Consider the following 20,463-nt stretch of genomic DNA (forward strand, 5'->3'; position numbering starts at 1 on the left):
CGTCAAAATTTGCCGTTCACCCTCGCACATCCGGCGGCGTCGCCTCTTCGGCCAGCAGCTTCAGCGCCTCGTCGATGGCGAGTTGCGTCTGCTGCTGCGAGCCGAGGCGGCGCATCGAGATCGTGCGCTCGGCCGCCTCCTTCTTGCCCGCGACGAGAAGCACCGGGACCTTGGCGTGCGAATGTTCGCGCACCTTGTAGGTGATCTTCTCGTTTCGCGCGTCGACGTCGACATTGAGTCCGAGCTTGCGCGCGACCGCCGCGACCTCATAGGCGTAGTCGTCCGCCTCCTGCGTGATCGTACAAACGACGATCTGCAGCGGCGACAGCCAGAGCGGCAGATGGCCGGCGTAATGCTCGATCAGAATGCCGGTGAAGCGTTCGAGCGAGCCGAACATGGCGCGGTGAATCATCACGGGCGTCTTCTTCTCGCTGTCCGGTCCGATGTAGAAGGCGCCGAAACGCACCGGCAGATTGAAGTCGACCTGCGTCGTGCCGCATTGCCATTCACGGCCGATGGCGTCGCGCAGCGTATATTCGAGCTTCGGCCCGTAAAACGCGCCCTCGCCTTCCTGAACGCTCGTCTTCAGACCGCGGCGCGCAAGTTCGTCGAGCACCTTCCCGAGCGCGGCTTCGGCCTTGTTCCAGGCTTCGTCCGAACCCACGCGCTTTTCGGGGCGCGTCGAGAGCTTCACGACAACGTCCTCGAAGCCGAAGTCGCGATAGATCGTCAAGATGAGGTCGTTGATCTTCAGCGCCTCGTCCATGATCTGATCTTCGGAGCAGAAAATATGGGCGTCGTCCTGCGTGAAGGCGCGCACGCGCATCATGCCGTGCAGCGCGCCCGAGGGCTCGTAGCGATGTACGACGCCAAACTCCGCGATCTTCACCGGCAGATCACGATAGGATTTGAGCCCGTTCTTGAAGATCTGCACGTGGCCAGGGCAGTTCATCGGCTTGATCGCGAAGACGCGCTCGTCGTCCGTCTTGGTGACGAACATGTTCTCACGATACGTCTGCCAATGGCCCGACGTCTCCCACAAGGCGCGGTCGAGCACCTGCGGCGTATTCACTTCGATATAGCCCGCCGCCTTCTGCTTGCGCCGCATATAGGAGACGAGCGTCTGGAACAACGTCCAGCCCTTCGGATGCCAGAAGATGGCGCCCGGCCCTTCCTCCTGGAAATGAAAGAGGTCCATCTCGCGCCCGAGGCGGCGGTGATCGCGGCGTTCCGCTTCCTCGAGCCGGTGCAGATAGGCGTCGAGCTCTTCCTGCGTCGCCCAGGCCGTGCCGTAGATGCGCGACAGCATCGGCTTCGTCGAGTCGCCGCGCCAATAGGCGCCGGCGACCTTCATCAGCTTGAAGGCGCCGCCGATCTTGCCGACCGACGGCAGATGCGGGCCGCGACAGAGATCGAGCCAGTGGCCCTGTTTGTAGACGCTCAAGGGCTCGTCCGACTTGATGCTGTCGATCAATTCGCCCTTGAACGTCTCGCCCTTGGCGATGAACCATGTCTTGGCGTGCTCGCGGTCCCATTCCTCGCGCACGATCGGCGCGTCGCGGGCGATGATCTCGCGCATCTTCTTCTCGATCGCCGGCAGGTCTTCGGGCGTGAAGGGCTCCGCGCGCTGGAAATCGTAATAGAAACCATTTTCGATCACCGGGCCGATCGTCACCTGCGTGCCGGGATAGAGCTCCTGCACGGCCTCCGCCAGCACATGGGCGGCGTCGTGGCGGATGAGCTCCAGCGCGCGCGGATCGTCGCGTGAAACGAATTCGACTCGCGCGTCCTTCTGGACGGGTTTCATGAGGTCGACGAGTTCCCCGTCGAGCGTCATGGCGACGCTGCGCTTGGCGAGAGACGGGGAGATGCTCTTGGCGATGTCGAAGCCCGTGACGCCGGGCTCGAACTGACGGGACGCCCCGTCGGGGAATGTAACCGCAACCATTTGTCGCTCCTGTCGCGCTCAATCGCCGACACGGATCGGCGTAAGTCGCTTGGCGTAGGTGAAGGAGCGCGTTTTAGCGCCTCGGACGCGCGGGCGCAAATGGCGGCCGCGCCGCCATCTGCTTTCAGGCTGCGAGCCCGCCGCGTTTCGGCTAGTGGGAGCCCTCAAGATGTATCCCGTGTCCTCCTGAAAAAACTTACGGCCACGAGCCGCGGCTGATCTCAACTGGGCTCGCCCCGGTCAAGTTTCCAGCCCCGATAAATCGATGGGTCGCTTTGAAAAATTCGATAGTCCCGCCGACCCCCCTCTGGCCGACGGTCACTCGAGCGAGGGCGCTACTCTTCCTCGTCCTCGTCCTCGCCCTGGCCTTGTTGCCTGTGCGCTTCCGAGACGGCCGAAGCAACGTCGGCGACGGACAGGAACTCGTCCTTGTCCACGTCCTTCAGAAGGTCGCCCAAGCGCTCGGAACTGTCCTTTGTCCAGTTGACCTCTTCCTTGCCGTGCTGGCGGATCAGATCTTCCTTGGAGATCGGGAAGCTCGTCCCATGGAGCGCCTGCGTCACCGACGCCACGCCGAATGCGAAGCCCTTGGCGGGACCTTTATGGCCGCTGCCGCGACCCTCGCCCGTGTTTTCGGTCGTTCGAGGCATGAGGCTTCTCCGCTTTAGTGCTTCTTGCCCTTGCCGGACGAGCCCTCGGCGCGCTTGCCTTCCTCGATCAGCTCTTTCACGCGCTGTCCGCCTTTGTGGCCGAGCTCGGAATAGCCCTCGGGCCCCAGCTCTTCCTTGCGGATTTCGCCGCCCATCTTGCCGGCTTCCTTCACGGTCATCGGCCCCTTGGGCGCCGATTTTCCACCCTGCGAACCTGTCTGTTTCTGTGGCATGATTTTTCCTCTCGCCGTTTCGGCGAAACCATCGCGTTAGGCTTCGCCGTCCTCCTCTTCTTCGTCTTCCATGTTCTCGAGGTCTTCGCCGGCGTCCTCACGCTCGGCTTGCTTACCCTCCTTGATCAGCTCCTTCACGCGCTGCCCGCCCTTGTGGCCGCCGAGGCGCCCCGCCTCTTCGACCGTCATCTGACCGCGCTTGATGGACTTTTCCGGTTCAGTCCGCTTCTGCGGCATGGCCTCCTCCTGTTGACGAGAACGGGCGGCTCAGTGACGCGACTTCGACTTGCCGCCCTTCCCCGCGCCGCCCGCGCCTTCGGCGCGCTTGCCTTCCTGGATGAGCTCCTTGACGCGCTCGCCACCCTTCTGGCCGCCTTTTTCGCCGCCGAGATGGCCGGCCTGTTCGACAGTCATCTGTCCTGCGCCGGATTTTCCCGGCTTCTGCCCAGTCTGTCGCTGCGCCATGTCGTTCTCCATTTAGTCAAGCGCGCTCGCCGTCGGGCGACTGCCTTCAGTGACGCGGTTTGCCGCGGCCCTTGGTCTCGCTTTCCTCTTCCTCTTCGCCGGCGCCTTCTGCGCGCTTGCCCTCTTCGATAAGCTGCTTCACGCGCTGGCCGCCCTTATGGCCGAGTTCCGAGTAGCCTTCCGGGCCAAGCTGCTCTTTACGCGCCTCGCCGCCCATCTTGCCGAGTTCCGAATAACCTTCTGGGCCAAGCTGCTCTTTGCGGGCCTCGCCGCCCTTCTTGCCCATCTCGGAATAACCTTCGTGGCCAAGCTGCTCCTTGCGGACCTCGCCGCCCATCTTGCCGATTTCCGAGTAGCCCTCGGGGCCGAGCTCTTCCTTGCGGATCTCGCCGCCCATCCGGCCGGCTTCCTGAACCGTCATCGTGCCCTTGGCCTTCTGAGAGCCTTTTTCGCCTTCCGTACCATGTGTGCGGGCCATAGTGACCTCCCATTCAACCTCGCGCTGGAGTTCGGGAACCTTGCGGGCCCCTGCCGAAACGAACGCCCGAGCGCATGTTCCGGGCCCCGAGGGCCGCCTGCCGGCCAGCGCCATTGTCCGTGCCGAGCGGCCTTTCGCCTGGGTGCTCGGACGCCGGCGTTTCAGCCTCCGAAACGCCGGTCGCCCGTCGCCAGACCATCGAGGCGATCAGCGCTAGATCGTTTGCGCGCCGAGCATGGGAAGTACGTACGAACACCTAGAGGGGCTCGATCTGCACCCTCAAGAAAAACATGGGCTTGCGTAAAAGAGAGCCCCTTAAGCCCGTGCGAAAAACGGCGTCAGCTCGGCGCGCAAGCGACGATTTGACGCTTGGTCTCGACATCTGACGGGCTGACAAGCCGCTTCGCCTTGCGCCAACAGGGAAAACGCCGGCCGCGGGACGGCGCCGCCCCCGATCTTTTGCAGGCCTCGCGCGTTAAGGCGCCATGAGCCCGACCGCCGACGCGCCGCGCCAGAGCAACAAGCTCGCCGCCTATCAGAGAGCTTACGGCTATTTTGCACCCGACTGGCCCTGGATCGCGACGCTCGTGGCGCTCATTGGCGTCTCTGTCGGCGTCGGCCTGCTGGAAGCCTGGCCGCTCGCCATTCTCGTCGACACCGTCCTGACGCACGAGCCGAAAACCGGCTGGCTGCACGTCTACTTCCTAGCCTTGCTGCCGCCCGACCGGCCTGGCCAGATTCTCGGCCTCGTGATCATCGGCCTGCTGCTGCAGGTCATCGGTTATTCGGCCTGGATGGCCCGGATGATGATCAATTTTTACCTCAATTACTGGGGGACGACGCGCGTCCGCGCCGATCTTTTCGGCAAGCTGCAAAGGCTCGATCTCGGCTACCACCAGTCGCGTCCGCAGGGCGATTCCATTTATCGCCTCACCACGGACGCTTTCGGCCCGTGGGGCATTATCGACATCATCATCGGCTCGTCTGTCGCGGCCGTCACGCTCACCGTCATGACCGCCATCCTTCTGTCCCGCAGCCCGCCGCTCACCTTCGCCGCCTATTCGGTGGCGCCGCTGATCGTGTGGAGCAACTGGCGGTTCGGCTTGAAAATCCACAAGCGCGCGCTCGAGTCGAAGCAAATCGACGCGGACCTTACGGCGCATATTCAGCAGGCGATGGCGCGCGTGCCGCTGGCGCAGGCGTTCCGCCGCGAACCCTCTGAATTCGAGCGCTTTCAGCAAGCTGTCCTGCGCAGCGTGAACGCGCTCCTGCGCCTCAATTGGCAGGAGCAGCTCTATCCGCTGGCGCGCGACCTCATCCTGTCGCTCGGCGCCGCCATCATTCTCGGTTATGGCGGCTGGCTCGTCTACCGGGACCAGTTTCTCGCGCCTGTGGCCGACGGCATGACCGTCGGCGCGCTGATGATCTTCATGGACTATTTGCGCAAGCTATGGGATCCGCTCAAATGGCTTGCCGAGTTTTTCTCGAAGGTGCGGACATTCGAGGCCGCCGCAAGGCGCGTGTTTTTCGTGCTGGATACGCCGGAGTCGATCAAGGACGCGCCGGATGCGCGGCCGCTGCCTGCGGCGCCGCGTCGACTGACGCTCGACCATCTCTCCTTCGGCTATCTGCCGGGCCGCCTGGTGCTGAACGACCTCACCGCGACCATCGCGCCGGGCGAAATGGCGGCCTTCGTCGGTCCGAGCGGGACCGGCAAGAGCTCCCTGCTCAGGCTGATGCTGCGATTCCACGATCCGCTCGAGGGCGCGTTGCGGCTCGATGGCGTCGACATTCGCGACGTGCGGTTGGCCGATCTGCGCGCGCATTTCGCCTTCGTGACGCAAGACGCCTTCATGCTGCCGGCAAGCGTCGCCGAGAATATCGCCTATGGGCGTCCCGCCGCCAGTCGGGCGGACATCGAGGAGGCGGCGGCGCTGGCGGGGGCGGCGGAATTCATCGAAGCGATTCCCGACGCCTATGACGCCATGCTCAGCGAAGGCGGCGCGAATCTCTCCGGCGGGCAGCGTCAGAGGCTCGCCATCGCCAGAGCGCTGTTGAGCGAAGCGCCCTTCCTCGTACTCGACGAGCCGACGAGCGCGCTCGATCCCCAAAACGAAGCGCTGCTCACGGAGACGCTGCATCGTCTGAAACGACGCCGTACGATCCTGCTCGTCACGCACAGGCTGAACTCGGTCGTGGAATGCGACCGCGTCTTCGTGATGCACGCGGGCCGCATCGTCGAGCGCGGGACACATCGCGAGCTCCTCGCCCTTAATGGCGTCTACGCCCGCCTGTGGCGCCAGGAAGCGAGCGAAACGCCCCCGGAGCCGGCGCGCCGCTTCGCGGCCGGCGCGCCGCGCCGGAGGGCGAAGAAGCGCGTCAGTTAACGCTGGTTGCCTGGCGCTTCCCGCGCAGGTTGTATCTGTAGCTTGACAATTTATCGAAGCCGGAATGCTCTTTAACTTCAGACGCCGACAATTTTAGTCGTCCGGATAAACGTCTGGTGAGAGCTGCCCGCTAACAATTCCGGCCACAGGGTAATCCCTCGATAACCACGCCGCCGCTTCGACCCTTGGGAGGCGAGAAGAGACGGCATTGCTCGGGCAGGAGCAGGACATGAAGCAGCTGGTCTCGAAAGAACTCCACGACTATTGGCGCAGCCTGAAGGGCGCCCGTCTCGCGCCGGAGCGCAACGACATAGAATTTACCGCCATCCGGCGTCTGCTCGCCAATGTGTTCATCGTGCACTTCGACCACGCCGGCCGCTTCCCGATGAAAATGTGCGGCACCCGCATCAACGCCTTGTGGCTGGGGGAGCAAAAGGGGCGCTCCTTCCTGGAATTCTGGGACGAGCGCGATCGCGCCGCCGTCGTCTCGGCGTTCGCCGCCGTGACCGATGAGGCGCGTCCCGTGATCATGGGCGCGCGCAGCGGCGCCGGCGATCTGCCGCGGCTGGATCTGGAGGTCCTGCTCCTGCCGCTGCGCCATTTCGGCCGCACGCATTCCCTCGTGCTGGGCTCCTTCGCCCCCGCCAATGACCCCGACTGGCTCGGACGCATGCCGGTTCGCCGGCTGCATGTCCAGTCTCTGCGCGTCATCGGCTCAGAGGAAAACGCCTTGCTCGGACGTCCGCGGCTCGTGTTGCACGAGGGCGGGAAGGCCGTTTGCGCCTAAGGCGACGAATTCCTCCCCCCTTGTGGGGAGGGTTCGCCGCTAATGCAGCCCGGGCGCCTCGTGGCCCGTGCGCGCGACATATTCCGTATATCCGCCCTCGTACTTGTGAAGCCCCTCGGGCGTAAGCTCCAACACCCGGTTGGAGAGCGCCGCGAGGAAGCGCCGGTCATGCGAGACGAAGAGCATCGCGCCCTCATAGCCGGCGAGCGCCGCAATGAGCATTTCCTTGGTCGCAAGGTCGAGATGGTTCGTCGGCTCGTCGAGAACAAGGAAATTCGGCGGATCGTAGAGCATCTTCGCCATGACGAGCCGCGCTTTTTCGCCGCCAGACAGGACGCGGCACCTCTTCTCCGCGTCGTCCCCCGAAAAGCCGAAGCAGCCGGCGAGCGTGCGCAGCGATCCCTGCCCGGCCTGCGGAAAGGCGTCCTCGAGCGTCTCGAAGACCGTCCGCTCGCCGTCGAGCAACTCCATGGCGTGCTGCGCGAAATAACCCATTTTAACGCTGGCGCCGATCGTCACCTCGCCGACGTCCGGCCGCGCCGCGCCGGCGACGAGCCGGAGCAGAGTGGACTTTCCCGCGCCATTGACGCCCATCACGCACCAGCGCTCCCGCCGCCGCACCGCAAAGTCGAGACCCTCATAGATGCGGCGCGCGCCGTAGCTCTTGTGGACATTCTTGAGGCTCGCCACGTCCTCGCCCGAACGCGGGGCGGGCGGAAAGTCGAAGAGAATGGTCTGGCGGCGGCGCGGCGGCTCGACCCTTTCGATTTTCTCGAGCTTCTTCACGCGGCTCTGGACCTGCGCGGCGTGGGAAGCGCGGGCCTTGAATCGCTCGATGAATTTGATTTCCTTGGCGAGCATCGCCTGCTGACGCTCGAACTGCGCCTGCTGCTGCTTGTCGCTGAGCGCGCGCTGCTGCTCGTAAAACTCGTAATTCCCGGCATAGGTCGTCAACGCGCCGCCGTCGATTTCAATGATCTTGTTGACAATGCGGTTCATGAATTCGCGGTCATGCGAGGTCATGAGCAGCGCGCCGTCGTATCCTTTCAGAAACTCCTCCAGCCAGATGAGACTTTCGATGTCGAGATGGTTGCTCGGCTCGTCGAGCAGCATCACATCCGGGCGCATGAGCAGGATGCGGGCGAGCGCCACGCGCATCTTCCATCCCCCCGACAGAGCGCCGACGTCGCCGTCCATCATCTCCTGCGAGAAGTTCAACCCCGCGAGCACTTCGCGCGCGCGGCCTTCCAGCGCATAGCCGTCGAGCTCCTCGAAACGGCCCTGAACTTCGCCGTAGCGCAAGATGATTTCGTCCATATCGTCGGCCTGGTCGGGGTCGGCCATGGCGGCTTCCAGCGCCTTCAGTTCGGCCGCCACGGCGCTGACCGGACCGGCGCCGTCCATCGCCTCGGTCACCACGCTGCGGCCGGATATTTCGCCGACATCCTGGCTGAAATAGCCGATGGTGGCGCCCCGCTCGACCGAGACCTGGCCCTCATCGGGCTGCTCCTGTCCGGTCATCATGCGGAACAGGGTCGTTTTGCCGGCGCCGTTGGGGCCGACGAGGCCTGTCTTCTCGCCTTTCAAGAGAGCCGCCGAAGCTTCGATGAAGAGGATCTGCGATCCGTTTTGCTTGCTGACGTTTTCGACGCGTATCATTGGCTTTCCGGAGGGAAAAAAAGCGACCTAACGGCGGGACGGCGCGTCGCCGGCCGATTGGGCGCAGCGGCCCGGCGAGCTCAGCGCAAGCGCCGGGAGGGCGTGTGTGACCTGGGCGAAGCCAGATGCTGGCTCAAGCCAGAAATTCGTCCGAGGCCTTGAATTCCTCGATGGACCAGCCGCGCTCGATCAGGATCGACTTCACCCATTGCGGCGGATGCGCGCCACGACCCGACCAGGTGTCGCCGCTGGCGGCGTTTCGATATTTGGCGGCGACGGCCTTGCTGTTCGCCCGCTCGGCGGATTTCTTTTCCCGCGCGGGCTTGCCCTCGATCTCGGGAAAGAGATCGGTGAGGTCGAGGCCGGCGTTCCTGAGCTTTTGCTCGATGTCCGCCCGAAGGTTTTCCCTGTGCGCCTCCTTGCGGCGCGCCAGCTCCTCATTGGCGCGATGGATCAGCGAAAGAACTTCAAGGTCGGACAGGCTGGCGAACTCGTCACTCATCTTGGGCTTTTCTCTTGGTGGCCTCACCCGCCCTTCCTATTCGAGGCCGCGCCGAAATCAAGCGTTTCCAGCCGGAGGCGGCCGCATCTGGGCGATTTAGCCCTTGAGGGAGCCTTTCTCCCAGCCATTCCCCTTCGCGGACGACGGCGCCGTGCTTGCCGACGCGGCGTCGCGGGGCCATTTCCCGATCAACTGCATGTGACAGAAAGGGGCGCGGCCATGGCCGTTCTTCGCCGCATTCGCATCGCTTTGATCGTGCTGACAGGCCTGGCCGTCGGCGTCTCCTGGGGCGCGCTCGAGCAGAGTCCTCAGACCAAGGAGTGGCTCGCCGACCGCGGCTGACGCGACAGCGCCCAAAGAACGCGCCGCCGAGCTCGCAAAACCATAATCGCCCCTATTTGGTCCTGGACGAAGTTCCCCGCGATGGAACTGACCTCACCAGGGGAGGAATTGGCATGCTTCGTAAACTGTCCCTCTGCGCGGCGTTGTTGGGCGGCGTTCTCGCGCTTCCGAGCATCGCGCCGGCGCATGAACGCGCCGGCTGGCGCGATTATGATCGCGACTACAGCATGCGCGATCGAGATCGCGACCGCGACTGGGATAGCCTGCCGCTGGCGCAGAGAACGCCCCGCGCCCTCGCGCGGGCGTTTTGCGTGGAAGAACTCTACATCTCTGCGATGAGGAGCGCGATAAGCGCGAGGCTCGTCGGCAGGCTCAGCGACCACAAACCTGCCGCGGCTTGGTAGATCGCGCCAAGCGCACATCCGAGGACGAAGCCGGCGATGACGGGCAGCGTCCGTAAGGCGCGGTCGCGGGCGGCGGCGTAATCCGCTTCGTCGCGCGCGTGCACGAGCTCCGTCAGGTCCAGAACGAAATGCGTGACGTTGGTCGTCATCACTGCGGTCGAGGGGACCTTCTTGAACGCGATCTGAGCGAGCGCATTTTGGACCGCCATAGCGCAAACGGCGGACATGCCGGCCAGGAGCATTGCGACAGACTGGGGATGAAGCCTAGATCCGTCGAAGACCGAGATTTCCAGGCAGGCGACGAGAAACAGCAGTTGGATGAATAGCAGCGGCCGCAGCGGAGGAAGGCCGATCCTTTCAAAGTGGATCGCCAGCATACGCGTCATATAAAGTACGAACATGAAGACTGGGATGGAGAGAAGATAAGACGCCACCGCAGGTTTGCCGGTGACCAAATTGGCGGCCAACACCACGACATTTCCAGTGATGTGAGCCGTAAAGAGACCGTTCAAACCCAGGAAGCAAATAGTATCCGTCGCTCCCGCGATGACGCTGAGCAGCACAGGCAATGTCTTGCTCGGCAGTTCAGCCTCCCTCGACAAAGTTTTTGCTAGCGGCTGTTGTGACGCGGCCGTCTTGGCGGTAGCGTTGCCGGCCGCTCTATGTCAAGCTTGTGACGCCGGGTTTCTTATTGGAAGCGCCCGGAGGGGGCGGTTCGCCGTTGACAGCTTGCGGCGAGCCGCCTTCGCAAGACGCTCTCCCGCCGCAGGGAAGCTTCATAAGAAAAAGTCGCGGCCTGTTCAGACCGCGACCTTTTTAAGCATCGAGGTGAGCAAGTCTCACGGAGCGCCGAAGTTCAGCGGGACCTGAGCCTGGATCACGACGTTCTTGTTGATCGCGTCGCCGCCCTTGGAGGTGTCGCCGATCTTCTGGCCGAGCTCAGCGCTCTGCGAAACCTTGCCGGTGGTGCTGTTGACCGGAACCTGCGCCTGCACGAGGAAGGACTTGTTCAGGGCGAAGCCGCCCTTCGAGGTATCGCCGATCGTCTGGTTGAGCTTCAGCGACTGGCTGATGTCGAGGGCGAAGGCGAAGTTGGTGGACAGGGCCACAGCGGCCGAAACGAGAAGAAGTTTTTTCATTAATAATTCCTCCGGAGGGGAAGCTTCAACAAGCTTCGAAGACTACCTACCCCGCCGGCGCAGGTCTCGATAGGCGCCATTTTGGCCAGCGTTGGACACGCTTTTGCCCAAAAGGAGGGGGTGGGGCGCCCAAGAGGACAGACGAATAAGCTAGACCTTGAGCTTGCCAATCGAGGGCGCTTGAGCGTCGCGCGGCCCCTGGAGAAAAAACAACCCTCCCGCAAGTAACGGACAGCGTGCCATGAGCGCCATAGAACCTATTTGTTGTGAGCCCGATCTGCAAAAGCCGGAACGGAAGTGACGACATACCTCTATGAAGCGCCTGCGCCTCAACTTGGCCAACGGCTCGCACGCGAATGGCGCCGTGCTGAAGCGATGGGCATTACAATCGATCAGGCCCTCGGCGCACAGGATGACGATGCGCGGCGTCTCAGCAAAGCGGCGCATAAGAGGCTAGGAGCCGGAGATACGCTGGTCGTGAGCAGCGTGGGCGCGCTCGGCGCAAGTTACGCAGAAATATCCGACGCGATTCGCGACCTGATGCGTCGCAGAATTTCCCTGCGTTCAATTGACGAAAATCTCACTTTCAATGGCGCCATTCAGGACTGCGGCGCGCAGGCGTCGCGGGATGCGCTGATTGCCTTTGCGGCCGCGGCAGCCGCGGTCGCAAAAAGCGCTCAGCGCGCAGCCGAGCAAGGCCAAGCCCGTCTTCTCGAGGCCAAGGCGCTCGAAGACGGAGACAGAGAGAGCAACCCCACTGTCCCTCAACTCGGCGTGATTGCGGCACAGCTCGGCGCCCTCGCGCTCGCCGCCTATTTATTCACTGCAACGGACACGAATCGGTCTGAACCCGCGCCGCCATCCGCACAGGTCCATGAACACGCCCAAAACACCGAACCGGCGAGAGAGCCGCCTCTTTATGCTTCCAAAGACTTTCTCTCCGAAATAAAGCCCCCGGCTCCCGGGACGAAATCGGAAGCCGCCGCATCGCCTTCTTCACGTGCGCCAGGCGAACTCGCTGGAGAGCAGGGCGACGAAGAGAAATCCAACATCGCTCGGCAAGACTTTCAGCTTTCTCGCGAACGCGAACTCGCCGTTTTCGCCGCAGTCGGCGATTGGCGGTCAGCTAAACTGAAAGGGAACGCGCTTCCGATCGAAGTGGGCGCGCATGTCCCGCCCAACGTGCGCCTCTCAACCTTCCCTCGCAGGCTCGTCCGGCAGGAGCCAAAACTTGGCGGCTACAAGTTTATCGTCGCCGGCCGCCGCATCCTTGTCGTTGAACCCGCAGCAAGGCAGGTCGTCGCCGTCTTTGGCGGGCCGACGGTGTAACTGTCGGCCTTGCGAAGTTTGTAATTTCGCTTTCGGCTTGGAGGCCCTCTAGGGAACGTTCTCGAGACAACTCGCCTTGCCGGCGCGTTTCAAAGCAATAGCTCGCCATATTGCTTCAGCGCTGTTTCTCTGCCCGTCCATGGCGGACATGCGCTGGCCAAGGTCTTTGGCAGCTTTTCCAAAGCGCTCGCTTTCAACAATTTGCTGGACCGCTTTCTGTATGTTCGCGGCGGTCCATTTACTCCTCGGAATATGAATGCCGGATCCGCTCGCTTCGATATTGGCAAGATTCACGAATTGCTCAGCCTGGGCGGCCACGCCGACAAGCGGGGTGCCCGAACAGATCGCGGTCTGTAGCGTTCCCTGCCCGCCATGACAGATGACGATATCCGCCATTGCATTGACGGCTTCCGCTGGGACAAACTTGTCCGTAATATAAACGTTCTCCCTGTCTCCAAGAACCGATCTCGCCTCATCGATCGGGCAAACGGACTCCGGCGAAAGAACCACCCCCGACCAGTTTCTGCCGATACCGAAGGTGAATGCCTTGACGATTTCCAGTAACTGGCCTTTCAGGCCGGAACTGCCGAGCGTGCAAAATAGCCTGAGCTTACTGGAGTCCTGGAATATGTCCCTTATCGAAGCGTCCACGCATGTGTCTTTCTCGGATCGCGAAAACACAGGACCTGTGAATACGATATCGGAGGAAAAACCGCCCGAACCATAAAAATCCGGAAAATCGTTAACAATTGTGAGATCGGCTTTCAAAAGGTCGAATATGTTTACGAGAGGCTTTTTCCATCCCACCTGACGCGCCGCCCACAAGATATTCGGTTGCCGCAACGGCGGACAACGCTTCTTAATCGCTCGCGGGACCATCCTGAAAACGGCTTTTCGAATTGGCGGAGGAAGCAAGTTTCCGAGAGGCGCGTCCTCTGGAACTTCCTTGATCACATCCAACATTTGTTCTGTCGTAAGGGGAATGGGTACATAACAGATTCCGAGAATATCTTGCTCCAGCATCCTATAGGCAATGCCCGCCATGGGCCAGAAGCCATAGAGCACGACATTTGGCCGAAGGCGCTGATATGCTGAAATTTCACCCTCTATCAATGCCTTAGCGAGCGCCTTGTCGCCAATAAAATTACTTTCGGTCATTTTGTAATCGTGGCGCTCTCCAACGCCTTTCGTTCTCGGCTCGGCGTGATGAATCTTGAACCCGAGATCGAGAACTTTCTTCTCGAACCGGCTGCCGCGAGAAATGAATATGATGTCGTAGTCAATGTCCGCGGGCGCGTATTTTCTCAGACCGAGCGCAATCTCGATGGCGCGGGTTGCGTCCCCGGCGTCTTGGAAGACCGTGCTTATCACAATCCTCACGGTTTCCTGCGCGCGTTGCATCGGTTCTCTCCGGACCGTTAAGTCATTTAGTCAGCGAGAGCCCGCCACGGAGGCCTCGGTCCTTTCATGGGACATCCTTTGCTTTGCTAGGGGACGTTCGCCAAGAGGAGGAGCAGGAGTTAAGAAATACGCATCTACGCGAAGGCCGATCGGCGCCCTCACATTTGGATCAAGATGAATGAAGGCTTGAAGGATCTTGGCGTCGAGTTTGTCCGCAGGACGGCCAGTCTGAATTTGCTTTGCGCCCATTCGGGAGGCGACCCGATAGACCGTTCCGCGGAACTTTTTACCAGGAAAAGCATCCGCTAGAATTTCGACGCGTTGCCCAACTTTGACACGCGCCGCGTCCGTCTCGTCCACCTCCGCTCTCACCTGCAAGCCGTTGATATTCCCGACGATCGCTATCGGGGTCGGAGGCGTCGCAGAGACGGACTCGCCCCCCAAGCGCATTCGACGCAATACGATTCCAGAAATCGGCGACCTGATGAGGGTTTTATCCAGTAAGGCCGAGGCCAGCGCAACGTTCGCTTTGGCTAGATCAACATGAGCCTGAGCCGCGGCGATATCCTCGCTCCGGGACCCCGCCTCAATAGCGGCAAGCTTTTCCGCCGCCGCAGCCGCCCGCGCTTTAGCTACGTCCAGATCTGACGCGGCCTTGTCCAACACTGCCTTCGGCGAAACGCCGCTTTTTACGAGAGGCGCCCGCCGGTCGTATTCCCGGCGAGCGTAGTCGAGACCTGCATGCGCCTCTGAAAGCGCCGCCTGCGCCTCTCGCCGCTGTTCGGGCCGCGCGCCGTTAACCGTTTTGTCCAATTCCGCCCGGCGCAGCGCCAGTTCGGCGCGCGCCGAGTCCAAACGGGCGGCTTGCTCGGCGTTGTTCACGATCGCGATCACCTCGCCGGCCGTCACTTCATCGTTTTCCTCGACGCGCACCTCTCTCAAAATCCCATTAGCTTCGGCGGCGACCTCACGCTCTTCGTTCAACGGCTCAATGAGACCCGGCGCCACGGCCACGTGCGGCGTGACCTCGGGCGTGGAGGCTCTGGACGAGGTGGCGTTTACGGACGTCGCCTCGGGCGTACCTCCAAAGCCGAACCATAAGGCTACCGCTGAGAAGGCAACGACAATAGCAATCGCGGTCCCTTTAGAGAGCTTCATCCGGCGGATTCCTTTTCGTGCGGCCAGCGCCGGGGCGCAGTCTCGCAGCGCGTGATACGGCCATCCTCTAAATGTATAATACGATCGGCCAAATGAAAAATTCGTGGATCGTGGGTTACGATCACAACTGCATGATTTTGTTTCGCCAAAGCACAAAACAGCCGCATCGCCTTCTGCCCGCTCTCTGCATCGAGAGCCGCGGTCGGCTCGTCGGCCATCAAGATTGGCGGGCCGGCGGCCATGGATCTCGCTATGGCGACCCTCTGTCTCTGGCCGCCGCTCAATTGAGAAGGATATGAGTCGAGCCGTTCTCCCAGGCCGACTTTTATCAAGAGGGCGCGCGCCCGCTCCATAGCTTGCTGCTTTCCGACGCCCAGCAGGTCTAGCGCCACCATTACGTTCTCAGTCGCTGTCAGCACAGGGAACAAATTATACGCTTGAAACACGAAGCCAAAGTATCTCAACCTCAGCGCCGCGAGAGCCTCGCTGTCGCGTCCCGAAGCCCTTTCACCACAGACGATCACCTGCCCCGACGTCGGCTTGAGAAGGCAGCCTAGGATCTGGAGAAGCGTCGTTTTCCCGCTCCCCGACGGTCCCGCAAGCAGCAGGACCTCACCAGCTCGGATCTCGATATTGATGTCATGCAGCACGGTAACCTGATGAGGGCCCAATTCGTAAGTATGGGTAATATTCGCCGCAGTGAGGACGGTCTGTGTCATCTGAAGACCTTGACCGGATCGATGGCGGTTATTTTGCTAAGAGAAACAACGGATGCGCCGACGCACATTGCAATAGAAAGACATCCGATGAGAATTCCGAGCCATATTGGAACTTCTGGCCGGGAGCTTAGGTTTTCGGCAACAACTACGATGATGGCGACAATGGTCAGCCCCAGGACGCTTCCCAAAGCTCCGCCAATTACCGCCTGCTGGATAACGATTGAGTAAAGATATGACCGAGGCCCGCCAATCGCTCGAATGACCGCATATTCCGGGAGCCGATCCATGGTGCTGGCGTAGAGCGTCTGCGCAGAGATCACAATGCCAACCAGCAGCGCGAGAAGCGCGGAACCGATGATCGTAGCGCCAGCGCCTGTGGTAAAAAGCCAATACATCTCGCTCCGCCGCGAGAACTCAGACGCGGTCAAAACGTCGACATCAGGCATCTTATTCTTTAACTTTGCAATAACATCGTTTTGATCGGCGCCGCTCTTCAGCTTTATCAGCACATAGGTAATGTCATTATCCGACTTACGAAGAAATAGGCGTCCATTTCGCAAAGACGTAAACACATAGGGCGATTGCGTGAATGTACGCATTCCACGGGTAAAGCCGACGACTCGAGCGCGCCGATCGTTTATTTCCGCGACTTGATTGAGCCCGGTTACCCCTAATTTCTCCGCATACAGCTCATCGATAACGACCCCGTCCGGGCTGGCTAGCGCTTCTCTCACGCTTGGACCCTTCGCCAAATTCGGAGGAAGCCCCATCTCCGCATCTGGGTCAACCCCGATAACGATGACGGTCTGCCGCAAACCATCGCTCCTCTGCCAGAAGCTAAAGTGCAAAAAATACGATTCGGCCCGCTCGATTCCAGGCACTGAAAGAGCCTGAAATCTTCTGCGTTCCTGGATTGGGGTTGCGAGATCAACGCTCAGCGCGCGCGGAGCGGCAATCCATAGATCCGCGCCCGCCTGATCGACGATTATGGAAGTCGTATGCATGAAATTTAACAGCATTCCCAACTGAATCCCGATGAGAAGAGTTGAGAAGGCGATGCCGACAAGAGTGACTGCAAAACGTAGCCGATCGTGAATCAGGTTACGCCATGCAATTAATATCGTCAGACCCAGGCGGATTCTGCTCGAACGGTCGGGCCGATCGAATCCGAGGGGGACGGTCCGTGCGCTACTCCGGGATGACATCGGACCGCCTTACCTACCGCTTGCGTATGAGAAATATTTTGAGGAGGCGCGCCGCTCTGTCAGGCGACGCGCTTATTTTGCTTGGGCGAACGGGATCGCGCGCGCGAGAAAATCGCTCTCAGTCCGGGCGGGATGGCGTCCGCGATACGGTCTTGCGCCCATTGAAGACGCCTGCCCGACTCGGCTCGGCGGCGGTCCTGGCTTGGCAATGCGACAAACCGGCCGATGAATACGATACCAGGGGTTTGCCGATCTCCTAGACCGACCGCGAGCGAGGGCGCGAGCTTCGCCAAACGAGACGGCCCCTCGCTCAACTCAAAGAGCTTCTCTCTGGCCAATTCGTTCGCTAATGCTTGACCCGTCAAGGCGTATAATTTGTAGACCATCCCCCGATGCTTTCTTTCATTATCCGCGCTCGGCTCCGACTCGAAAAAGCAATAAGCATCATTATACCAAGCATGCCCTTCTAACATCTCGCTTGTCGGGTTCCGCATCCAAGTGATCTCGATTTCTTCGTCAGGCAGGAAGTACATATTTACCTCCATAACTTGGATATAGTTCAGGTCATGGCGTCTTGCTCCGAAGCAGCCACTTGCGTCACATATGCAAGGATATAATCTTCGTCACGGAACGTCTGAACCGGATATACGCGGGCGCGCGCCCGATCCATGATTATGATCTCCCCGTTTTCCATGATCTGCACCGCTTCGAGCGATTTCATCAAACTTCCAATCCCAACTCCAAGGAGCTTGGCGACAGCCTCCTTGGCGCACCATAATTTGGTGCACAAGACGTCGAACTCCTCAGGACTGAAAGCTGCAAGCAAGTCCCGCTCACGATCACATATGAATGCTTCCAACACTGCTGCATCTCTGGTTTTAATTTGTTCAATATCCACGCCGACCGGCTCGCTCTGCGCTATCGCAGCCGCACGATCATTGCAATGCGCTATAGAGATTTTCGGCGCAACGCCCGCGGCGCCTAAGGTTACGCGTGGCGGTCCGTCGCCATCGTCGGAATTTAGAGGCACGGCCGCCGGATGAAGAAAGTCCTGAGAGAGATCGCTCCTGACCCATTTCCGAACGGCGTCCTTGGCCACGACCCGCCCCAGGAGCCACTGTCGCTGGCGTTCAGGAAAGCGCTTCAAGGCTTTGTAACGCTGAAATTCGACTTCATCCAAGTAATAACGCGCGAGCAACATGAGATCGAAACCACGCAAATCCTCGTCCGAAACCATCAAGATTACGCTTTGGGGCGCACTTGGGCCGATTGGCGCGTCTCGACTCAAAAGATAGCGATGAGGTAAGCGACGGAAGTCAACGATGCGTCGAGGCCATTTGAATTTCCAACTGCGCCAGTCGGCGATCCTCATCCAGACGCCGCCTCGGCCGTCCTGGATCTCGACATTCGCCTGGAGCATCTTTCCTTGATCGTTTGTAATTTCCAACCGAACCGGCGTGAGCGTGCCGACCGGTGGCGTCGGGCAATAAATTTCCAGCCTACCCAAACCGATTGGAAACGCGAAACGTTCATGAGCCAAAGCCCAAACGCCGATGAACTGGCCGACGGCATCCAATAGAGTCGGGCACGCGAGGAGTTGCGGGCTTCGCGTAAAATCGAAAAGATTTTCCGATGACAAGATCACGAAGTCGCCTATCGCGCCATTGTCTGCAACGATCATTTCGCCATGAAGGCACTGGAAGCTTGGACCATGAAACATATGCCTTTCGGCGTAAAGCGCCTCGCCAGACTGTGGAAAGGACCGCGGATTCTCGAACTCTGAGAATTCGAAATCGAGCCCAACGCAGTAGTCGCTTCCGAACAAGACTGTTGCTTCAATAGCGGGAGCCTTTTGGGCCGGGACGTAAATTGACGTCTTAATCCGCGCCATGCCCGTGGACGGGTCTCGACCAACAAAGTCCGCAGCGAAGGAGAGATTTGTGGCGTCAGTGTCTTCAAGTTCGATCCAGCGAGTCGCCGTGACGTTCTCGAAGCCGAGCAATCCTTCCCCCGGGGCCAGGCAAGCGGCGGCTTCCGCCATCGCCTCTAGACTCATGGTCATTGGTAATACCGGCAGGCACGATGACGCGGGCTTTACTCCTGGCGCGTGCACAAATGAGTGATCTTCCAGATAGAGATCTCGTTGCAAGCAGAGTCGCCGATCGAATCTTATCGCCTTTCCCGGCTCATAAAGCTTGACCGGCCCCAAGAATGGAAGGATTGGGCTTTCATCAGGGGAGTTCTCTTGTTCCAGATCGTCAGGGGCTCCAATGCGCGAGGCCCCGAATCCAGCCGATTCGAAATCTCCTGTTTGTTGTTCTGCCTCGAGCACCCGGCTCACGAGCGGCGAAGCGCCAACCAGGGAACGACCGGAAATGTCGACGGAGGCGGTCGCATCTCCGAGGGTCAGATCGGTCGGGTCGTGCTTTCCCATAGTCATACTTTTTCCACGATAAGTCCGGTCGCAGTTAGCCCTGGGCCAAAACCGAGACAGACGACCCGCGTCCCACGCGTAATCGAAGGTTCCTCTAAAATTTCCTTCAAGATATGAGGCACCGTCGCAGACGACATGTTGCCGTTTTCGACGAAAATGGAACGACTGATCGCGACCTGATCATCTGTAAGACCAAGACTTTCCTGAATGTGCTCCACTATCTTGGGGCCGCCAGGATGAATGGCGAACATGAGCCTCTCTCTCTCCTGTTCATAATCAAGATTGATGCGTCGGAACAGGTTTTCGACGAAGGGACGAACCGACTGTTTGATGATGACCGGAACCATCACTGAAAGCGTCATATGGAAGCGTGTAGAGCCCGGCACCCATGTCATGTCGTCTGCGGAATTGGGCAGAAGATGCTCGTTGAAGGCTAGAATTTTTAGCCCGGGCTGGCCACGCTGATTTATCCATTCTTCGTCCACGACGGAGTATTTGATGAAGCCGTCAGCAAATAACGTCATCGTTATTATATTTTCGGCCCTGAGCTCAGCTGTATCGCAATGTGCGGACAAGAGCTCGCTGTGAACGATATCCACCCGCTCTTTTGGCGGCGTTACGCTGAACCGGGAAGATGAAAGGAATCCATGGGCCATCTTGATCGCCGGAAAGGCCCCGTAACAACCCATATGGTAACTGTGCGTTACTGTCGTGTTGAACCATTCCCTGCGAGACACCATCCGCTCGACTGGGCTCGGAGCGAGATAGCCGGAGCAGGTGACATGGATGAGGTCGTCCGGCGCTTCATCGACGCCGGAGTACATTTCGTCCAAGCAGTCTCCAACCACTTTCGCATAGCTGCCATGTCGAGCCTTGATGTCCTTCGGTGTTAGATCTTCATAATTATCAAACAGCTTGAGATAATCGTGCTCCGGTTCGTTCAAGCTGAATTGCCCATTGTCGAACTTTATGTCCGAAAGCTTGGGAAAGAAAACCAGTTGCCGACGCTTGATGACGTCCTGAGGAAGTGCGTAATTTAAGAATTTCTGACGTACATCTTTGTAGACGCTGGAGAACTCGACTCCGTCCTCGTGCTCCCGCTTTCGGAATTGAGACTTCGCAAATGCGTAGGCCGAAATTTCCAAGCTCATGCCTTGGGGGGTCGGGTCAGCGAGCCGGATTGGCGTGAACCCTGTCAGAATGGGAGCAAATTGAGACATAGT

Annotated in this window: 21 protein-coding genes; 4 read left to right on the forward strand and 17 right to left on the reverse strand. The window is 60.2% G+C overall.

The window, feature by feature from the left end:
• Positions 1 to 16 precede the first annotated feature (16 nt).
• The 6 genes from thrS to ACETII_RS02880 form a co-directional block, all read right to left on the reverse strand.
• On the reverse strand, positions 17 to 1,948 hold the full coding sequence (thrS, locus tag ACETII_RS02855) for a threonine--tRNA ligase (protein ID WP_472787027.1): 1,932 nt from the start codon (positions 1,946 to 1,948) through the stop codon (positions 17 to 19).
• Positions 1,949 to 2,283: 335 nt separating this feature from the next.
• Entirely contained in the window at positions 2,284 to 2,598 is a 315-nt protein-coding gene (locus ACETII_RS02860; protein WP_363349523.1) for a DUF5789 family protein, read from the reverse strand.
• A 14-nt stretch (positions 2,599 to 2,612) separates the two neighbouring features.
• Positions 2,613 to 2,831 carry a hypothetical protein gene (locus tag ACETII_RS02865; protein ID WP_363349524.1) on the reverse strand — a complete coding sequence of 73 codons (219 nt, stop codon included), beginning with the start codon at positions 2,829 to 2,831 and terminating at the stop codon, positions 2,613 to 2,615.
• Between the two features lie 36 nt (positions 2,832 to 2,867).
• Entirely contained in the window at positions 2,868 to 3,068 is a 201-nt protein-coding gene (locus ACETII_RS02870; RefSeq protein ID WP_363349525.1) for a hypothetical protein, read from the reverse strand.
• Positions 3,069 to 3,098: 30 nt separating this feature from the next.
• A complete protein-coding gene (locus ACETII_RS02875; RefSeq protein ID WP_472787028.1) occupies positions 3,099 to 3,296 on the reverse strand; it encodes a hypothetical protein in 198 nt (65 codons plus the stop codon).
• 46 nt (positions 3,297 to 3,342) lie between these two features.
• The gene (locus ACETII_RS02880; protein WP_472787029.1) at positions 3,343 to 3,888 is read right to left on the reverse strand and encodes a KGG domain-containing protein; all 546 of its coding nucleotides are present in this window, start codon (positions 3,886 to 3,888) and stop codon (positions 3,343 to 3,345) included.
• Positions 3,889 to 4,259: 371 nt separating this feature from the next.
• Between ACETII_RS02880 and ACETII_RS02885 the strand changes: the two genes are divergently transcribed.
• Positions 4,260 to 6,161, forward strand: a complete 1,902-nt coding sequence (locus ACETII_RS02885; RefSeq protein WP_472787030.1) for an ABC transporter ATP-binding protein — start codon at positions 4,260 to 4,262, stop codon at positions 6,159 to 6,161.
• Between the two features lie 229 nt (positions 6,162 to 6,390).
• Positions 6,391 to 6,948 (forward strand): PAS domain-containing protein, encoded by a 558-nt coding sequence (locus ACETII_RS02890; RefSeq protein WP_363349529.1) that lies wholly within the window; start codon positions 6,391 to 6,393, stop codon positions 6,946 to 6,948.
• 39 nt (positions 6,949 to 6,987) lie between these two features.
• On the opposite strand, the gene ACETII_RS02895 is transcribed toward ACETII_RS02890, so the two are convergent.
• Both ACETII_RS02895 and ACETII_RS02900 read right to left on the reverse strand, forming a co-directional pair.
• Positions 6,988 to 8,607 carry an ABC-F family ATP-binding cassette domain-containing protein gene (locus tag ACETII_RS02895; RefSeq protein WP_472787031.1) on the reverse strand — a complete coding sequence of 540 codons (1,620 nt, stop codon included), beginning with the start codon at positions 8,605 to 8,607 and terminating at the stop codon, positions 6,988 to 6,990.
• A 133-nt stretch (positions 8,608 to 8,740) separates the two neighbouring features.
• Positions 8,741 to 9,109 (reverse strand): H-NS histone family protein, encoded by a 369-nt coding sequence (locus tag ACETII_RS02900; RefSeq protein ID WP_472787032.1) that lies wholly within the window; start codon positions 9,107 to 9,109, stop codon positions 8,741 to 8,743.
• A gap of 219 nt (positions 9,110 to 9,328) precedes the next feature.
• Here ACETII_RS02900 and ACETII_RS02905 point away from each other — a divergent pair, with 219 nt between their 5' ends.
• Positions 9,329 to 9,451 (forward strand): hypothetical protein, encoded by a 123-nt coding sequence (locus ACETII_RS02905; protein WP_363349532.1) that lies wholly within the window; start codon positions 9,329 to 9,331, stop codon positions 9,449 to 9,451.
• A 322-nt stretch (positions 9,452 to 9,773) separates the two neighbouring features.
• Here the strand turns inward: ACETII_RS02905 and ACETII_RS02910 are convergent, their stop codons facing one another.
• Together ACETII_RS02910 and ACETII_RS02915 are read right to left on the reverse strand one after the other, a co-directional pair.
• A complete protein-coding gene (locus tag ACETII_RS02910) occupies positions 9,774 to 10,418 on the reverse strand; it encodes a YoaK family protein (RefSeq protein ID WP_472787033.1) in 645 nt (214 codons plus the stop codon).
• A 276-nt stretch (positions 10,419 to 10,694) separates the two neighbouring features.
• Positions 10,695 to 10,994 (reverse strand): hypothetical protein, encoded by a 300-nt coding sequence (locus ACETII_RS02915; RefSeq protein ID WP_363349534.1) that lies wholly within the window; start codon positions 10,992 to 10,994, stop codon positions 10,695 to 10,697.
• Between the two features lie 477 nt (positions 10,995 to 11,471).
• Between ACETII_RS02915 and ACETII_RS02920 the strand changes: the two genes are divergently transcribed.
• On the forward strand, positions 11,472 to 12,323 hold the full coding sequence (locus ACETII_RS02920) for a DUF1236 domain-containing protein (protein WP_472787034.1): 852 nt from the start codon (positions 11,472 to 11,474) through the stop codon (positions 12,321 to 12,323).
• Between the two features lie 48 nt (positions 12,324 to 12,371).
• Here the strand turns inward: ACETII_RS02920 and ACETII_RS02925 are convergent, their stop codons facing one another.
• The 7 genes from ACETII_RS02925 to ACETII_RS02955 are packed head-to-tail and all read right to left on the reverse strand — an operon-like array spanning position 12,372 to position 20,460.
• The gene (locus ACETII_RS02925) at positions 12,372 to 13,724 is read right to left on the reverse strand and encodes a glycosyltransferase (RefSeq protein WP_472787035.1); all 1,353 of its coding nucleotides are present in this window, start codon (positions 13,722 to 13,724) and stop codon (positions 12,372 to 12,374) included.
• Positions 13,725 to 13,754: 30 nt separating this feature from the next.
• Positions 13,755 to 14,882: an HlyD family secretion protein gene (locus ACETII_RS02930; protein WP_363349537.1), complete on the reverse strand. Its 1,128-nt coding sequence runs from the start codon at positions 14,880 to 14,882 to the stop codon at positions 13,755 to 13,757.
• Positions 14,879 to 15,601: an ABC transporter ATP-binding protein gene (locus ACETII_RS02935; RefSeq protein ID WP_472787036.1), complete on the reverse strand. Its 723-nt coding sequence runs from the start codon at positions 15,599 to 15,601 to the stop codon at positions 14,879 to 14,881. The genes ACETII_RS02930 and ACETII_RS02935 overlap by 4 nt, the downstream gene beginning before the upstream one ends.
• Positions 15,598 to 16,806 carry an ABC transporter permease gene (locus ACETII_RS02940; protein WP_472787037.1) on the reverse strand — a complete coding sequence of 403 codons (1,209 nt, stop codon included), beginning with the start codon at positions 16,804 to 16,806 and terminating at the stop codon, positions 15,598 to 15,600. The genes ACETII_RS02935 and ACETII_RS02940 overlap by 4 nt, the downstream gene beginning before the upstream one ends.
• Positions 16,807 to 16,865: 59 nt before the next feature.
• On the reverse strand, positions 16,866 to 17,339 hold the full coding sequence (locus ACETII_RS02945) for a hypothetical protein (protein WP_472787038.1): 474 nt from the start codon (positions 17,337 to 17,339) through the stop codon (positions 16,866 to 16,868).
• A gap of 26 nt (positions 17,340 to 17,365) precedes the next feature.
• The gene (locus ACETII_RS02950; protein ID WP_472787039.1) at positions 17,366 to 19,240 is read right to left on the reverse strand and encodes a 4'-phosphopantetheinyl transferase superfamily protein; all 1,875 of its coding nucleotides are present in this window, start codon (positions 19,238 to 19,240) and stop codon (positions 17,366 to 17,368) included.
• A 2-nt stretch (positions 19,241 to 19,242) separates the two neighbouring features.
• A complete protein-coding gene (locus tag ACETII_RS02955; RefSeq protein WP_472787040.1) occupies positions 19,243 to 20,460 on the reverse strand; it encodes a 3-oxoacyl-[acyl-carrier-protein] synthase III C-terminal domain-containing protein in 1,218 nt (405 codons plus the stop codon).
• Between the last annotated feature and the right edge of the window lie 3 nt (positions 20,461 to 20,463).

Source organism: Methylocystis sp. NC52PC (genome assembly GCF_055698645.1).

Excerpts from the sequence above, each read along its gene's own strand:
- thrS (WP_472787027.1), bottom strand. The coding sequence starts at position 1,948 with ATGGTTGCGGTTACATTCCCCGACGGGGCGTCCCGTCAGTTCGAGCCC.
- ACETII_RS02860 (WP_363349523.1), bottom strand. The coding sequence starts at position 2,598 with ATGCCTCGAACGACCGAAAACACGGGCGAGGGTCGCGGCAGCGGCCAT.
- ACETII_RS02865 (WP_363349524.1), bottom strand. The coding sequence starts at position 2,831 with ATGCCACAGAAACAGACAGGTTCGCAGGGTGGAAAATCGGCGCCCAAG.
- ACETII_RS02870 (WP_363349525.1), bottom strand. The coding sequence starts at position 3,068 with ATGCCGCAGAAGCGGACTGAACCGGAAAAGTCCATCAAGCGCGGTCAG.
- ACETII_RS02875 (WP_472787028.1), bottom strand. The coding sequence starts at position 3,296 with ATGGCGCAGCGACAGACTGGGCAGAAGCCGGGAAAATCCGGCGCAGGA.
- ACETII_RS02880 (WP_472787029.1), bottom strand. The coding sequence starts at position 3,888 with ATGGCGCTGGCCGGCAGGCGGCCCTCGGGGCCCGGAACATGCGCTCGG.
- ACETII_RS02885 (WP_472787030.1), top strand. The coding sequence starts at position 4,260 with ATGAGCCCGACCGCCGACGCGCCGCGCCAGAGCAACAAGCTCGCCGCC.
- ACETII_RS02890 (WP_363349529.1), top strand. The coding sequence starts at position 6,391 with ATGAAGCAGCTGGTCTCGAAAGAACTCCACGACTATTGGCGCAGCCTG.
- ACETII_RS02895 (WP_472787031.1), bottom strand. The coding sequence starts at position 8,607 with ATGATACGCGTCGAAAACGTCAGCAAGCAAAACGGATCGCAGATCCTC.
- ACETII_RS02900 (WP_472787032.1), bottom strand. The coding sequence starts at position 9,109 with ATGAGTGACGAGTTCGCCAGCCTGTCCGACCTTGAAGTTCTTTCGCTG.
- ACETII_RS02905 (WP_363349532.1), top strand. The coding sequence starts at position 9,329 with ATGGCCGTTCTTCGCCGCATTCGCATCGCTTTGATCGTGCTGACAGGC.
- ACETII_RS02915 (WP_363349534.1), bottom strand. The coding sequence starts at position 10,994 with ATGAAAAAACTTCTTCTCGTTTCGGCCGCTGTGGCCCTGTCCACCAAC.
- ACETII_RS02925 (WP_472787035.1), bottom strand. The coding sequence starts at position 13,724 with ATGCAACGCGCGCAGGAAACCGTGAGGATTGTGATAAGCACGGTCTTC.
- ACETII_RS02930 (WP_363349537.1), bottom strand. The coding sequence starts at position 14,882 with ATGAAGCTCTCTAAAGGGACCGCGATTGCTATTGTCGTTGCCTTCTCA.
- ACETII_RS02935 (WP_472787036.1), bottom strand. The coding sequence starts at position 15,601 with ATGACACAGACCGTCCTCACTGCGGCGAATATTACCCATACTTACGAA.
- ACETII_RS02940 (WP_472787037.1), bottom strand. The coding sequence starts at position 16,806 with ATGTCATCCCGGAGTAGCGCACGGACCGTCCCCCTCGGATTCGATCGG.
- ACETII_RS02945 (WP_472787038.1), bottom strand. The coding sequence starts at position 17,339 with ATGTACTTCCTGCCTGACGAAGAAATCGAGATCACTTGGATGCGGAAC.
- ACETII_RS02950 (WP_472787039.1), bottom strand. The coding sequence starts at position 19,240 with ATGGGAAAGCACGACCCGACCGATCTGACCCTCGGAGATGCGACCGCC.
- ACETII_RS02955 (WP_472787040.1), bottom strand. The coding sequence starts at position 20,460 with ATGTCTCAATTTGCTCCCATTCTGACAGGGTTCACGCCAATCCGGCTC.